The organism is Geodermatophilus saharensis (assembly GCF_900188205.1).
In the GTDB taxonomy this organism is placed as follows: Bacteria; Actinomycetota; Actinomycetes; order Mycobacteriales; family Geodermatophilaceae; genus Geodermatophilus; species Geodermatophilus saharensis.
Window position 1 is genome coordinate 832543 of sequence record NZ_FZOH01000001.1, and the last position, 14465, is coordinate 847007.

The following is a 14465-nucleotide window of genomic DNA, read 5'->3' on the forward strand; positions in this document are numbered from 1 at the left end:
CCCGGCCGTCCACAGCCCGCACCGCCGTCCACAGACCCGGCCGGGAACGACCACCGGCGCCCGGCCGCGGTCACGGTCCGTGGGTGTCCACCACCACCTCCCTCGGCAGCCGCGGCGAGTCGATCGCCGCGGCCTACCTCACCGACGCCGGGCTGCGCGTCCTCGACCGCAACTGGCGCTGCCGCGACGGCGAGCTCGACATCGTCGCCCGCGAGGGCGCGGCGATCGTCTTCTGCGAGGTGAAGACCCGCCGCGCCACCGGCTTCGGCCACCCCGTCGAGGCCGTGCCGCCGGCTAAGCGGCGGCGGCTGCGCACGCTGGCCCAGCGCTGGCTGGCCGCGCACGACGAGCACGCACCCGACCTGCGCTTCGACGTCGTCGGCGTGCTCGTCCCGCCGGCCGGGCCGGCCGTCGTCACCCACCTGCGCGGGGCCTTCTCGTGACCCTCGCCCGCACCTGGTCCGTCGGCCTGGCCGGGGTCACCGGCGCGATGGTCGAGGTCGAGGTGGACATGTCCGCCGGGCTGCCCGGCGTCGTCCTGGTGGGCCTCCCCGACGCGGTGGTGCGCCAGTCGGTCGACCGCGTCCGCGCCGCCGTCGTCAACACCGGCGCCGCGTGGCCGATGCGCCGGATCACCATCGGGCTGTCGCCGGCCTCGATGCCCAAGCAGGGCAGCGGGTTCGACCTCGCGCTGGCCGCCGCGGTCCTGGCCGCCGCGGGCACGCTGCCGGCCGAGGCCGCCGACGGCCTGGTCCTGCTCGGCGAGCTGGGACTCGACGGGTCGGTGCGCCCGGTCCGCGGTGTGCTGCCGGCCGTGCTCGCCGCGGCACGGGCCGGGCACGCCACCGTCGCCGTCCCGGCCGGCAACGCCGACGAGGCGGCGCTGGTCGCCGGGGTCGACGTCCTCGCCGTCGCCACGCTGGGCGACCTGGTGGACCACCTGTCGGGCCGCACCCGCCTGGCGCCGCACGTCCGGGGGCCGCTGCCGCCCCCGGCGCCCGCCCCCGACCTCGCTGACGTGGTCGGGCAGGCCGCCGGGCGGCGCGCGGTCGAGGTGGCCGCCGCCGGCGGGCACCACCTGTACCTCACCGGCCCGCCCGGCGCGGGCAAGACGATGCTCGCCGAGCGGCTGCCCGGCCTGCTGCCGGTGCTCGACGAGGAGGCCGCCCTCGAGGTCACCGCGATCCACTCCGTCGCCGGCACCCTCCCGCCCGGCGCACCGCTGGTGGGCCGGCCGCCGTTCGAGGCGCCGCACCACTCGGCCACCATGGCCGCGCTCGTCGGCGGCGGCTCGGGAGCGATCCGCCCCGGCGCGCTGTGCCGGGCTCACCGCGGGGTGCTCTTCCTCGACGAGGCGCCGGAGTTCCCGCGCGCGACGCTGGACACACTGCGCCAGCCGCTGGAGCGGGGGGCGGTGACGATCAGCCGGGCCGCCGGGTCGGCCACCTTCCCCTGCCGGGCGCAGCTGGTGCTGGCGGCCAACCCGTGCCCGTGCGCGAGCGCCGCCGGGGACGTCGCGTGCACCTGCAGCCCGCTGGAGCGGCGCCGGTACCGGTCGCGGCTGTCGGGTCCGCTGCTCGACCGCATCGACCTGCGGGTGGAGCTGCCGCCGGTCACCCGGGCCGCCTGGCTGGCCGCCGACGTGACGCCGGAGCCCACGGCCACCGTGGCCGCGCGGGTCGCGGCCGCGCGGGAGGCCGCCGCGGCCCGGCTGCGGGGGACCGGGCTGTCGCTCAACAGCCAGGTGCCCGGCCGGCTGCTGCGGGAGCGCTGGCCGCTGCCACGGACCGCCCTGGCGTTGGCCGAGCGGGCGCTGGACCGCGGTCTGCTGTCGGTGCGGGGCCTGGACCGGGTGCTGCGGGTGGCGTGGACGCTCGCGGACCTGGCCGGACGGAGGGTGCCCGGCGGCGACGACGTCGCCGAGGCCCTGGGCATGCGGCTGCAGCGGGCCGCGGCGTGAGCGGGCTGGAGGACGACCTGACGGCGGCCGTCGAGGACCCGGCCTCGCCGGCCGGCGCCGCGGGGCTGCGGCGGGCGCGGGCGTGGCTGACCCGCGCGGCCGAGCCCGGCTCGGTGGAGCTGTGGCGGTTCGTCGAGGACACCGGCCCGGCCGGGGCGGTCACGGCGCTGCGGGCGGGTACCGCGCCGCCGTCGGTCCGCGCGCTGGTCGGCGCCCGGGCGGCGCAGGACGCCAGCCTCGCCGACCTGCGCCGCGCACAGCGCTGCGGCGCGCGGCTGGTCGTCCCCGAGGACCACGAGTGGCCGGGCCCGGCGCTGCACCCGCTGACGCTGGCCGCGCACGCCGGCGGGCACGACGGCGCCGACGGCCCGGGCGGCCGGCGCGACCGCACGACCGCGCTGGTGCCGCCGCTGGCGCTGTGGGTGCGCGGTGAGGCCCCGCTCGACGCCACGGTCGACCGCTCGGTGGCGGTGGTGGGGTCCCGGGCGTCGACCGCCTACGGCGAGCACGTGGCCGCCGACCTCGGTGCCCAGCTGGGAGAGCGGGGGTGGACGGTGGTCTCCGGCGGGGCCCACGGCATCGACGTCGCCGCCCACCGCGGCGCGCTGGCCGCGGGTGCGCCCACCGTGGTGGTGCTCGCCTGCGGGGTCGACCGGGCCTATCCGGCCGCCCACTCGGCGGTGTTCGAGCGCGTCGTCGACGGCGGCGGCCTGCTGGTCAGCGAGTGGCCGCCGGGTGCCGCGCCGCACCGGCACCGCTTCCTGGTCCGCAACCGGATCATCGCCGGGCTGACCCGCGGCACCGTGGTGGTCGAGGCCGCGGCCCGCTCCGGTGCGCAGGCCACCGCGCGCCGCGCCCGCGCGCTGGGCAAGCAGGTGCTGGTCGTGCCCGGCCCGGTCACCTCGGCGATGTCGGTCGGCTGCCACGAGCTGCTGCGCGAGGAGGAGAGCGGCGCCCGGCTGGTGAGCAACGCCGCTCAGGTGATCGAGGCGGTCGGCAGCCTCGGGGAGGACCTCGCCGCCCCCGCCGAGCGGCCCACGTCGGCGCGCGACGGCCTGTCCGACCTCGCCCGCCGGGTGCTCGACGCCTGCCCGGTCCGCGTCGGGGTCAGCGCCGAGCGGCTGGCGGCGGTCGCCGGCTGCGACCCGCTGGAGGCCATGCGGGTGCTGCCGGGCCTGGAGGTCGCCGACCTCGTGCAGTGGACCGGCGGCGGCTGGCGGCTGGCCCCGGCGCCGCGGGAGCGGGGGCGCCGCTGAGGTCGGTGGGACAGCGGTTCCGTCGTGTGGGACCGACCGGCGCGGCGCCTTGACCGGGCGACGGTGCCGTCGGACGGTCGGACCGTGACCGCCCGCACCGCCGACGCCCGCGCCGCGCTGCCCCCGGCGCTCGCGGCGGCGCTCGAGGGCTACGAGGACTTCCTCACCGGCGAGCGGGACCTGTCCCCGCACACCGTGCGCGGGTACGTCACCGACGCCGTCTGGCTGCTCGACCACCTGGCCCGCCGGGGCGGCATCCGCGTCGACGAGCTCGACCTCGCCGCGCTGCGCAGCTGGCTGGCGCAGGGCCGGACGCGGGGCGCCGGTCGCGCCACCACCGCCCGCCGCGCGGCCGCCGCCCGCTCCCTCACCGCCTGGCTGCGCCGCTCGGGGCTCACCCCGGAGGACGTCGGCCAGCGGCTGGTCAGCCCGAAGGCCCACCGCACGCTGCCCGACGTGCTCGCCCCCGACCAGGCCCGCGCGGTCGTCGAGTCCACCGCCGGCGCCGAGGAGCCGGTGGGGCTGCGGGACGCCGTCGTGCTGGAGCTCCTCTACGCCAGCGGGATCCGGGTCAGCGAGCTCGTCGGTCTCGACGTCGACGACGTCGACCGCGGCCGCCGGCTGCTGCGGGTCCTCGGCAAGGGCCGCAAGGAGCGCAGCGTCCCCTACGGCGCCCCCGCCGAGCGGGCGCTGGACGCCTGGCTGGTCCGCGGCCGCCCGGCGCTGGCCACCGCCGAGTCCGGCCCGGCGCTGCTGCTCGGACTGCGCGGGCGGCGGCTCGACCCCCGCGAGGCCCGCCGCACGGTGCACGCCGCGGTGGCCCGGGCGCCGGGTGCCCCCGACGTCGGACCGCACGGCCTGCGGCACTCCGCGGCCACCCACGTGCTCGAGGGCGGCGCCGACCTGCGCTCGGTCCAGGAGCTGCTGGGCCACGCTAGCCTCGCCACGACGCAGATCTACACGCACGTGACGGTCGAGCGGCTGCGCGCCGTGCACGCCCAGGCCCACCCGAGGGCCTGACCGGGGCCCGTGCCCGACCCCACCCAGCCCACCGCCTCCCCGCAGCACCGCGGGGACCGAGCCCACCACGAAGCGGGGAGTGCCGACGTGCCCGAGGCGACCATCCACCGGATCGGCGGCGACCCCGACGAGGACGCCGACGCCGCACTCGCCGACCTGTGGGCGCAGTACGTCGCCGACCGGTCACCGGCGCTGCGCGACCGGCTGATCCTGCACTACGCGCCGCTGGTGAAGTACGTCGCCGGCCGGGTCGGCAGCGGCCTGCCCGCGCACGTCGAGCACGCCGACCTCGTCTCCTACGGCACCTTCGGCCTCATCGACGCGATCACCCGCTACCAGCCCTCGCGCGAGGTCAAGTTCGAGAGCTACGCGATGTCCCGCATCCGCGGCGCGATCATCGACGAGCTGCGCAGCACCGACTGGATCCCGCGGTCGGTGCGCATGCGGGCCCGGCAGTTCGAGCGGACCGTGGCCGCGCTGGAGAGCCGGCTGCAGCGCAGTCCCACCGACGAGGAGATCGCGGCGGAGATGGACATGGACGTCGAGGAGGTGCGCAAGTTCCTCGGCCAGCTGTCGCTGGTCAACGTCGTCGCCCTCGACGAGCTGCTCACCGACGACGACGGCGGCGCCCCGCGCCTGGTCGACACGCTGCAGGACGCCAACGCCCTCGACCCGCAGGCGGTCGCCGAGCACGGGGAGTCGCGCCAGCTGCTGGCCCGCGCCGTCGAGCAGCTGCCCGAGCGGGAGAAGGTCGTCGTCAGCCTCTACTACTTCGAGGGGCTGACGCTGGCCGACATCGGCCGCGTCCTCGGTGTCACCGAGAGCCGCATCTGCCAGCTGCACACCAAGGCCGTCCTGCACCTGCGCACCAAGCTCGCCGACATCGCCTGAGGCCCCGGGCCGCCCCGCGCGCCGACCCGGCCGTCCGGGAGGTCACCCGAGCGGCAGCAGCCGCACCCGCGGCGGCTGCAGCAGGGCCAGGGGGTCGAGGTAGACCTCGCCGCGGCGCAGCCCCCAGTGCAGGCAGGCCGCGGCGGGACAGCCCTCGTGCCCGGCGGCGAGCGTGCCCAGCGGGTCCCCGCGCCGCACCTCCCGACCCGCGCCGACGAGGGGCGCGACCGGCTCGTAGGTGGTCCGCAGGCCGCCGGCGTGGTCGACGCTGACGACCGGCCGGCCGGCGACCATCCCGGCGAAGACGACGACGCCGTCCCCGGCCGCGCGGACCACGTCCCCGGGCGCCCCGGCGAGGTCCGCGCCCCGGTGCCCGGGCCCGTACGGCGACGGCGGGGGAGCGAAGGGCCGGGTCACCGCCGGCGGGTCACCGAGCGGGGAGACCCACGGCGGCGGTGCGACCGCGACGGCCGGGACGGCGGGATCGGCCGCGGCCCCGGCCGGGGCGAGGGCGGCCGCGCAGGCCACCAGGACGACGAGGAGCAGGCGGGCGCGCACCCGCAGCAGCCTCGCGGCCCGGCGGCCGGGAGGAGGGCGGTCGCCCGGACCTGTGGACGGCGCCGCCCTCGGGGGAGGAGCCCGCCCGCCACGGCGTATGCTCGTCGGCGCGACCCGTGTGCACGGGTCGACTCCGCGCGTCCTCCTCCCGCCCGCACCGGCGGGGCAGCCCCACCTCGGTCCCGGTCCCGCACCGGGTCGGTGGCGCCGCGGGACGCCAGGGCGGGCCGTCACCCGGCGCCCGCGTCAACCGAGGAGCGTGGCCGCCCGGCGGCCGCGCGCAGACAGGAAGGCTGCGGCCATGGCAGTCGTCAGCATGAAGCAGCTGCTCGACAGCGGCGTCCACTTCGGGCACCAGACCCGTCGCTGGAACCCGAAGATGAAGCGGTTCATCTTCACCGAGCGCAACGGCATCTACATCATCGACCTGCAGCAGACGCTCGGGTACATCGACTCGGCCTACGAGTTCGTCAAGCAGACGGTCTCCCACGGCGGGACGATCCTGTTCGTCGGCACCAAGCGCCAGGCGCAGGAGGTCGTCGCCGAGCAGGCGCAGCGCGTCGGCATGCCCTACGTCAACCAGCGCTGGCTGGGCGGCATGCTCACCAACTTCCAGACCGTGCACAAGCGGCTCCAGCGGCTCAAGGAGCTCGAGGACATGGAGCAGACCGGCGTGCTGGTCAGCCTGTCCAAGAAGGAGCAGCTCGGCCTGACCCGCGAGAAGGCCAAGCTCGAGCGCAGCCTCGGCGGCATCCGCGACATGCAGAAGGTGCCCAGCGCCATCTGGATCGTCGACACCAAGAAGGAGCACATCGCCGTCGGCGAGGCCCGCAAGCTCAACATCCCGGTCGTCGCGATCCTCGACACCAACTGCGACCCCGACGAGGTCGACTACAAGATCCCGGGCAACGACGACGCGATCCGCAGCATCACCGTGCTGACCCGCGTGGTCGCCGACGCCGTCGCCGAGGGCCTCATGGCCCGCTCGGCCGCGCAGGCCAACGCCGGGCGCGAGGACGGCGGCGAGCCGGCCATCGGCGGCGGCGAGCCGCTGGCGGACTGGGAGCGCGAGCTGCTGACCGGCCAGGCCGACGCCACCGCCGCGGACGCGCAGGCCACCCCGCTGCCCGAGACCCCGGTCGCCCCGCCCGCCGTGACCGCCGAGGAGGTCGCCCCGGTCGAGGGCGTGCCCGCCACCGGCGACACCGCCACCGGCACCCAGGGCGCCCAGAACGGCTGAGCCGCCGGCGCCGCCGCCCCGCGCACCTGCGCCCGGGCGGCGGCGCCGCGGCACGTCCGCACCCACCCCGCTCTCCACCTGAGAAGGAAGTGACATGCCTGCCTTCACCGCCGCCGACGTCAAGCGGCTCCGCGACGCCACCGGCGCCGGCATGATGGACGCCAAGAAGGCCCTGACCGAGGCCGACGGCGAGTACGACAAGGCCATCGAGCTGCTGCGCATCAAGGGCGCCAAGGACGTCGGCAAGCGCCTCGAGCGCTCCACGACCAATGGCATCGTCGTCAGCAAGCACGGCGCGCTGCTCGAGCTCGACTGCGAGACCGACTTCGTCGCCAAGAACGCCGACTTCGTCGCGCTCGCCGAGCGGCTGATCGAGATCGTGCTCGAGAAGTCGCCGACGACCCTCGACGAGCTGCTGGCCACCGAGGTCGAGGGGCAGACCGTCGCCCAGCTCATCGAGGGCGAGTCCGCCCGCATCGGCGAGAAGCTCGTCCTCTCCCGCTTCGCCACCTTCGAGGGCCCGACCGCGGTGTACCTGCACAAGCGGGCCACCGACCTGCCCCCGGCCATCGGCGTCGCGGTGCAGTACCAGGGCGGCGACGAGGAGGCCGCGCGGTCGCTGGCGATGCACATCGCCGCCGCCCGCCCGCGCTTCCTCAGCCGCGAGGAGGTCCCGGCCGAGGCGGTCGAGACCGAGCGCCGCGTGGCCGAGCAGACCGCCAAGGAGGAGGGCAAGCCCGAGCAGGCGATCACCAAGATCGTCGAGGGTCGGGTCAACGCCTACTACAAGGACTTCGTCCTGCTCGAGCAGCCGTCGATCACCGAGCCCAAGCGCACGGTGAGGCAGATCCTCGACGACGCCGGCCTGACCGTGCAGCGGTTCGCCCGCTTCGAGGTCGGCCAGGCCTGACCGAGGGCCCCTCGCCCCCCACCGCTCGCACGCTCGCGTCGGGGCCCTGCGAGGGGCCGTTCCAGCACCGCACCACCGGCCTCGTCCCTCTCCTGGGACGGGGCCGGTGGCGCGTCCGGGCCCGGCTGGCAGGATCACCCGGAACGACGTCGAGCGAGGGATGAGCCGTTGACCGAGACCGCCGCGCCGCAGACGACCTCCCTGACGCAGGCACCGCTGTCGGCACCCACCGCGTTCCAGCCCGCCGACGGCGCGGGTTACAAGCGAGTGCTGCTCAAGCTCTCCGGTGAGGCCTTCGGCGGCGGCAACGTCGGCGTCGACTCCGGCATCGTGCAGTCCATCGCCGGCCAGCTCGCCGCCGTCGTCCGCGGCGGCACGCAGGTCGCCGTCGTCGTCGGTGGGGGCAACTTCTTCCGGGGTGCCGAGCTCGCCGAGGCCGGGATGGACCGCCGGCACGCCGACTACATGGGCATGCTCGGCACGGTCATGAACGCCCTGGCGCTGCAGGCGTTCTGCGAGCAGGTCGGCCTGCAGACGCGGGTGCAGACGGCCATCGAGATGGGCCAGGTCGCCGAGCCCTACATCCCGCGCAAGGCCGTGCGGCACATGGAGAAGGGCCGGCTGGTCATCTTCGGCGCCGGCGCCGGCATGCCCTACTTCTCCACCGACACCGTCGCCGCCCAGCGCGCCCTGGAGATCGGCTGCCAGGTGCTGCTCATGGCGAAGAACGGCGTCGACGGCGTGTACGACGACGACCCCCGCACCAACCCCGACGCAGTCCTGTACGAGGACCTCGACTACGCCACCGTGCTGGCCAAGCAGCTGAAGGTCGCCGACGCGACGGCGATCAGCCTCTGCATGGACAACAGCATGCCGATCGTCGTCTTCAACCTGCTCAGCGACGGCAACATCGCCCGTGCCGTGGCAGGTGAGAGGATCGGGACGCTGATCAGCTGAGGCGGGCGCCCACCGCGCACGCCGCACCGCAGAGCACGGCGGGGACGCCCCGCCCCAGGAGGAGAGACCCGTGATCGACGACACCCTGCTCGACGCCGAGGAGCGGATGGACAAGGCCCTGTCGGTCGCGCGGGAGGACCTCGGCTCCGTGCGGACCGGCCGCGCCGCGCCGTCGATGTTCAACAAGATCCTCGTCGACTACTACGGCGCCCCCACCCCGGTCCCGCAGATGTCCTCGATCACCGTGCCCGAGGCGCGGATGGCAGTCATCAAGCCCTACGACAACGGCCAGCTCTCGGCCATCGAGCGGGCGATCCGCGACAGCGACCTGGGCGTCAACCCCACCAACGACGGCCAGATCATCCGCGTGGTCTTCCCGCAGCTGACCGAGGAGCGCCGCCGCGACCTGGTGAAGATGGCCCGCAGCAAGGGCGAGGACGCCAAGGTCGCCATCCGCAACGTGCGGCGCCGGGCCAAGGACGAGCTCGACCGCATCGCCCGGGACGGCGAGGCCGGCGAGGACGAGGTGCGCCGCGCGGAGAAGGAGCTCGACGACCTCACCGCCCAGCACGTCGCGAGCATCGACGAGGCCGTCAAGAACAAGGAGGGCGAGCTGCTCGAGGTCTGAGCCGCTCCCCCCGCGCTCCTCCGATGACCTCCCGTCCCGACGCCGCCGGGGCCGGCCCGTCCGGCGACGCAGCCGACACCGGGCCGATCCCGGTCGTCCGGCGCACCGGGCCGCTGCCGCCCCCACCGCTGTCGGTCGCGCCCGGCGCCGGTCCGGCTCCCGATCCGGTCCGGCCGGCGGTGCCGCCCACCGCGCCCGTCGTCCTGCCGCAGGCCCCCGCGCCGGCCACCCAGGAGATCGCGGTCCCGGTGGCCGCCCCCGCCGGTGCCAGTGCGGCCTCGGGCCTCGACGAGGACGGCCCGGTCGGCCCGGACGGTGTCCCGGACCCCGAGCCGGACCTGGTGCCGCCGACGAGCAGCCGCGCCGGCCGCAACCTGGTCGCCGCCATCGCCGTCGGGCTCGGCCTGGGCGCGGTCATCCTCGTCTCGCTGCTGGTCTACCGGCCGGCGTTCCTGCTGGTCGTCGCCGTGGCGATCCTGGTCGGCGTCGTCGAGCTCGTCCGCGCGCTGGAGGCCGGCGGCGCCCGCGCCCCGCTGGTGCCGCTGCTGGTCGGCACGCTCGCCATGCTGGCGCTGGCCTGGACCCGTGGCGCCGACGGGCTGGTGGCCGCGTTCCTGTTCACCGTGGTCGCCGTCCTGCTGTGGCGGCTCGCCGACGGGCCCGAGGACTACCTCCGCGACGCCACCACCGGCGTCTTCGTCGCCCTCTACGTGCCGCTGCTCGCCGGCTTCTGCGTGCTGCTGCTGGTGCCCGACGACGGCGCGGCGCGGGTGCTCGCCTTCATCGCCACCGTCGTCGGCAACGACGTCGGCGGGTACACCGCCGGCGTGCTGTTCGGCCGGCACCCGATGGCGCCGTCGGTCAGCCCGAAGAAGTCCTGGGAGGGGATGGGCGGGTCGATCGTGGCCTGCGTCGCCGTCGCCACCCCGATCGTCACCCTCGCCCTCGACGGGCCCTGGTGGGGCGGCGTGCTCCTCGGTGTCGCGCTGGCGGTCACCGCCACGGTCGGCGACCTGGGCGAGTCGCTGATCAAGCGCGACCTCGGCATCAAGGACATGGGCACCCTGCTGCCCGGCCACGGCGGGATCATGGACCGCCTCGACAGCCTGCTGCCCTCGGCCGCGGTGGCCTACCTGCTGCTGTCGTGGGTGGCGCCCCCGGCTTGAGGCGCAGTCGTCTCCCAGACGGAGCCGACGACGGCGAAGCCGCGGCGCGCGTACCAGTGGCGCGGCCAGTCCGCGGCGTCGGCCTCGAGCACGACGAGGTCGCACCCGGCGCCGGCGGCCAGCTCCAGGGACCGCGCGAGCACCGCGTCGGCGTACCCGCGGCCGCGCGCGGCGGGGTCGGTCATCACCGACTCCACCGCGGCCGTGGCACCGTCCACCCGCAGCTGACCGGCCGCCACCACCCGGCCGTCGGCCCGCACGACGACGTCGTGCACCGCGACCACCCGGCCGGTGCGCGCCTCCCGGCCGACCAGCTGCGCGACGACCTCGTCGAGGTCGGGCACCCCCGCCAGGGAGCGTCGCCACGAGGCCTCCCACAGCGGGTGCACCTCGCGCTGGTCGACCACCTCGGCGCGCTCGGCGCCGGGCAGCCCGGGGGTCGGCCGGCGGGCCATCACCAGCAGCTCCTCCGCCTGCCAGCCGGACCCGGCCAGCCGACCGGCGACATCGCCGGCACCCGGCCAGGTCAGCGTCGCGACGGGGTGCGCCAGGCCCGCGCCGGAGACGGCCCGGGCCACCGTGTCGGCATCGACCGGTTCCCCGAGCACCACCCGGTTGTCGTCGTAGGAGTGCGGGAACCGCGGGTCGAGCACCGCGACGCCGCCGGGGACGTCGCGCACCTCGGCGGCTCGTCGCGTCCGCACCGACAGCGACAGCGCCACCGCCCGGCCCAGCGCGTCGTCCGGCGCCGGGAGCACGGGCTCGGCCGGCGGCCGGTACGGCACGACGGCGACCACCGCGCTCGTCGGCAGCGGCCCGTAGAGGTGCGGGAAACGGGTGCCGTCGGCGTCGGGCTCCTCCCGCACCGGGTCCGGCAGCCGCGCGGGGTCGACGACGAGCAGCACGAGGTCGCGCCGGCCGGGGTGCAGCCGCCCGGCGGGCACGTGCACCTGCCCGGGGTGGGACAGGTGCACGAACGGGCCCGGTGGCCGCAGCGCGCCGTCGTCGAGGGCGGCTCGCCAGTCGGCCGGCGTGCAGAGGTGGACGAGCGGGCTCACGCGGCCGGGGTGTCCGGGTCGACGCCGCGGGCGGCCAGCGCCGACTCGATCGCCTCGCACACCGTGCGGACGACGGCGACCCGCGCGTAGCGCTTGTCGTCGGCCGGCACCACCGTCCAGCGCCCGCCCGGGTGGTCGGTGCGCTCGAGCATCTCCTCGACGGCGACCTCGTACGCGGGCCGCTTGTCGCGGTTGCGCCAGTCCTCGTCGGTGAGCTTCCACGCGCGGTAGGGGTCGTCGCGGCGGGACTCGAAGCGCCGCAGCTGCTCCTCGGGGGAGACGTGCATCCAGAACTTGACCAGCACGGTGCCCTCGGCCGCCAGCGTCGTCTCCAGGTCGACGATCTCCTGGTAGGCCCGCTGCCACTGCTCGTCGGTGGCGAAGCCCTCGACCCGCTCCACCAGCACCCGGCCGTACCAGGTGCGGTCCAGCACGGCCATGCCGCCCCAGCCGGGCAGCACCGGCCAGAACCGCCACAGGAAGTGGTGCCGCTTCTCGTCGTAGGAGGGGGCGGCGAACTGGGCGACGCGCACGTGCCGCGGGTCGAGCTCGTCGACCAGCCGCTTGATGGCCCCGCCCTTGCCCGAGGCGTCCCAGCCCTCGAAGAGCACGCACAGCGGCGGACCCAGCTCCCCGGACCCGATCTGCCCGCCGAGCAGCAGGCGCAGGTGCACCAGCCGCCGCTGGGCCTCGGCGAGCTGCTGCTTGCCGTCCTTCTTCGACAGCTGCGCGGACAGGTCGACGTCGTCGAGTCGGCTCACCCCGCCGAGCCTGGCCCACCGGACCGCGCTCGGCACGCGGGAGCCTCAGCCGGCCCCGAGGTCGGCGTGCTGCCGGATCCACGCGTGCATCGCGATGCCCGCCGCGACGCCGGCGTTGATCGAGCGGGTCGAGCCGAACTGGGCGATCGAGAGCACGTCGCCGGCCAGCGCCCGGGCCTCCTCCGACAGCCCGGTGCCCTCCTGGCCGAACAGCAGCACGCAGGCCCGGGGCAGCTCCGCCGTCTCCAGCGGCCGGGCGCCGGGCAGGTTGTCGACGGCGAGCACCGGCAGGCCGGCGTCGCGCGCCCACGCGCCCAGCGCCGCGGCGTCGGGGTGGTGGCGCACCGAGAGGTAGCGGTCGGTCACCATCGCGCCGCGCCGGTTCCAGCGGCGACGGCCGACGACGTGCACCTCGGCGGCGAGGAAGGCGTTGGCGGTGCGCACGACCGTCCCGATGTTGAGGTCGTGCCGCCAGTTCTCGATGGCGACGTGGAAGCCGTGCCGCCGCGGGTCGAGGTCGGCCACGATCGCCTCGACGGTCCAGTAGCGGTACCGGTCGACGACGTTGCGCCGGTCGCCGGCGGCCAGGAGCTCCGGGTCGTACCGGGGGTCCTCGGGCCACGGCCCCTCCCACGGACCCACCCCGACGCTGTCGAGCGGGACGGGCGCCTCCTCGGCCTGGCTCACCTCCGCGACGCTAGCTGGCCGCGCCTCCGGCACCCGGACCCGTCCGTCCGGCACGATGACTCCTCCGGGTGATCTCAGAATGACGATGCGTTACTGCGAGGTGGGATGACGGCACGGCAGGACGACGAGGTGCCGGGGAGCCCGGACGGAGCCGGGACCGCCGGCGACGAGGGGACGGAGCCGGGTGCTCCGCTGCCGTCGGCGGTGGAGGAGTGGCAGGACTGGCTGCCCGAGTGGCTGACCGAACCCGCGGAGCCGGAGCCGGGGTGGCCTGCGGAGGCGGCTCTCCCCGCGGTGGTGGAGGACCCCGTCCCGGAGGAGGAGCCGCCCGCCGAGGTCGGCGCGGAGGCCCCCGGGCCGGTGGTGGACCCCGAGCCGGAGGAGGTCGCCGGGCCGGAGGAGGTCGTCGATCCGGTGGAGGTCGCCGGGCCGGTGGAGGTCGCCGGGCCGGTGGAGGTCGCCGCCTACGAGGAGGCCGCCGTCCCGGAGGACGTGGCTGTCCCCGAGGAGGTGGCCGTCTCCGAGGAGGTGGCTGTCCTCGAGGAGGTCGCCCTCCCGGAGCCGTTCGCCGACCTCTCCTGGCCGGACGCGACCGTCACCGGGACGGTGCCGCCGCGGGTCGTCGTCCGCCCGCGGGAGCGACCCCGGCGCCGGCTGGGGGTCGCCGTCCTGGCCTGCCTGTTCGCCATCGGCGGCATCGTGGGCGCGGCCCTGGTGGAGCGGTCGTCGTCCGGGACGGCGCCGTCGGCCGCCGTGCAGGCCTCGCCGAGCGCGGGAGCCACCCCCAGCCGGGCCGCCCCCACGCCCCGGCGCACCGGCATCGGGGACGCCGTCGCGGCCGCGCCGACCACCGCCGTCCCGGTGCCGGTGGTCCCCGAGCAGCCGACCTCGCCGGCTCCCCCTCGGGCTCCGGAGCCCGTCCCCTCGGCCACACCCCCCGCCACCCCGCCGGTGCCCGCGCCGGTGCCCGTGCCCGTCGCCGCGCCGGCGCCGCAGCCCGCGGCCGTCCCGTCCGCGGCGCCCGAGCCGTCGCCCGTCCTCCCGCAGCAGCCCGCCGCGCCTCCCGTCATCGGCACGGGTGCGATCGGCAGCGGGCCGGGTCCGCGGCCGGCCCCAGGGGGGACCCCGGTGGAGAACGAGACCCCTGACGTCCCGCAGACGCCGACGTCCCCGTCGGCCCCGCCGCCGCCCACCACCCCCTCCCCGCCGGTTCCGCCGCCGGCCGACGACACCACCGAGCCGGAGGACCCACCGGTCGTGACCGAGCCGGAGGAGCCCGGCACCGGCGGGGACGGCGCGCAGGTCGAGCCGACGCCGGTGACCACCCCGACCGACGCCGGGCAGCCGGGGGCCTGAGCGAGCCACCTCACCGG

At 76.7% G+C, this 14465-nt stretch carries 15 protein-coding genes; 11 read left to right on the top strand and 4 right to left on the bottom strand.

All coding sequences use genetic code 11. The annotated features are described in order from the left end of the window. Nucleotides 1-83: 83 nt before the first annotated feature. The 5 genes from CHC04_RS03975 (at nt 84) to whiG (ending at nt 5127) form a co-directional block, all read left to right on the top strand. Nucleotides 84-443: a YraN family protein gene (locus CHC04_RS03975; protein WP_089402530.1), complete on the top strand. Its 360-nt coding sequence runs from the start codon at nt 84-86 to the stop codon at nt 441-443. Then, complete coding sequence (locus CHC04_RS03980) at nt 440-1960, top strand: YifB family Mg chelatase-like AAA ATPase (protein ID WP_089402531.1); 1521 nt, start codon at nt 440-442, stop codon at nt 1958-1960. The genes CHC04_RS03975 and CHC04_RS03980 overlap by 4 nt, the downstream gene beginning before the upstream one ends. Then, nucleotides 1957-3216, top strand: coding sequence for a DNA-processing protein DprA (gene dprA / locus CHC04_RS03985; RefSeq protein WP_089402532.1), 1260 nt, complete (start codon nt 1957-1959; stop codon nt 3214-3216). The genes CHC04_RS03980 and dprA overlap by 4 nt, the downstream gene beginning before the upstream one ends. Before the next feature lie 84 nt (nt 3217-3300). Then, on the top strand, nt 3301-4236 hold the full coding sequence (locus tag CHC04_RS03990) for a tyrosine recombinase XerC (protein WP_089402677.1): 936 nt from the start codon (nt 3301-3303) through the stop codon (nt 4234-4236). 87 nt (nt 4237-4323) lie between these two features. Further along, entirely contained in the window at nt 4324-5127 is an 804-nt protein-coding gene (gene whiG, locus CHC04_RS03995) for an RNA polymerase sigma factor WhiG (protein ID WP_089402533.1), read from the top strand. Nucleotides 5128-5169: 42 nt separating this feature from the next. Here the strand turns inward: whiG and CHC04_RS04000 are convergent, their stop codons facing one another. Next, nucleotides 5170-5685: a murein hydrolase activator EnvC family protein gene (locus tag CHC04_RS04000; RefSeq protein ID WP_245816964.1), complete on the bottom strand. Its 516-nt coding sequence runs from the start codon at nt 5683-5685 to the stop codon at nt 5170-5172. Nucleotides 5686-5986: 301 nt separating this feature from the next. Here CHC04_RS04000 and rpsB point away from each other — a divergent pair, with 301 nt between their 5' ends. From rpsB to CHC04_RS04025, 5 genes are all read left to right on the top strand, one after another. After that, nucleotides 5987-6925 (top strand): 30S ribosomal protein S2, encoded by a 939-nt coding sequence (rpsB, locus tag CHC04_RS04005; RefSeq protein ID WP_089402534.1) that lies wholly within the window; start codon nt 5987-5989, stop codon nt 6923-6925. Between the two features lie 94 nt (nt 6926-7019). After that, a complete protein-coding gene (gene tsf / locus CHC04_RS04010; RefSeq protein ID WP_089402535.1) occupies nt 7020-7835 on the top strand; it encodes a translation elongation factor Ts in 816 nt (271 codons plus the stop codon). Nucleotides 7836-8003: 168 nt separating this feature from the next. Further along, nucleotides 8004-8792, top strand: coding sequence for a UMP kinase (pyrH, locus tag CHC04_RS04015; RefSeq protein WP_425432447.1), 789 nt, complete (start codon nt 8004-8006; stop codon nt 8790-8792). 70 nt (nt 8793-8862) lie between these two features. Continuing rightward, on the top strand, nt 8863-9420 hold the full coding sequence (gene frr / locus CHC04_RS04020) for a ribosome recycling factor (protein WP_089402536.1): 558 nt from the start codon (nt 8863-8865) through the stop codon (nt 9418-9420). Between the two features lie 23 nt (nt 9421-9443). Next, nucleotides 9444-10586: a phosphatidate cytidylyltransferase gene (locus tag CHC04_RS04025; protein WP_089402537.1), complete on the top strand. Its 1143-nt coding sequence runs from the start codon at nt 9444-9446 to the stop codon at nt 10584-10586. Here the strand turns inward: CHC04_RS04025 and CHC04_RS04030 are convergent. From CHC04_RS04030 to CHC04_RS04040, 3 genes are read right to left on the bottom strand one after another with little or no spacing between them, the layout of a single operon-like run. Continuing rightward, nucleotides 10550-11644, bottom strand: coding sequence for a GNAT family N-acetyltransferase (locus CHC04_RS04030; RefSeq protein ID WP_089402538.1), 1095 nt, complete (start codon nt 11642-11644; stop codon nt 10550-10552). The genes CHC04_RS04025 and CHC04_RS04030 overlap by 37 nt on opposite strands. Further along, the gene (locus CHC04_RS04035; RefSeq protein WP_089402680.1) at nt 11641-12405 is read right to left on the bottom strand and encodes a polyphosphate kinase 2 family protein; all 765 of its coding nucleotides are present in this window, start codon (nt 12403-12405) and stop codon (nt 11641-11643) included. Before CHC04_RS04035 ends, CHC04_RS04030 begins: the two co-directional genes overlap by 4 nt. 45 nt (nt 12406-12450) lie before the next feature. Next, nucleotides 12451-13092 (bottom strand): TrmH family RNA methyltransferase, encoded by a 642-nt coding sequence (locus CHC04_RS04040; RefSeq protein ID WP_089402539.1) that lies wholly within the window; start codon nt 13090-13092, stop codon nt 12451-12453. 105 nt (nt 13093-13197) lie between these two features. Between CHC04_RS04040 and CHC04_RS04045 the strand changes: the two genes are divergently transcribed. Next, nucleotides 13198-14448 carry a hypothetical protein gene (locus CHC04_RS04045; RefSeq protein ID WP_089402540.1) on the top strand — a complete coding sequence of 417 codons (1251 nt, stop codon included), beginning with the start codon at nt 13198-13200 and terminating at the stop codon, nt 14446-14448. The last annotated feature ends 17 nt before the right edge of the window (nt 14449-14465 follow it).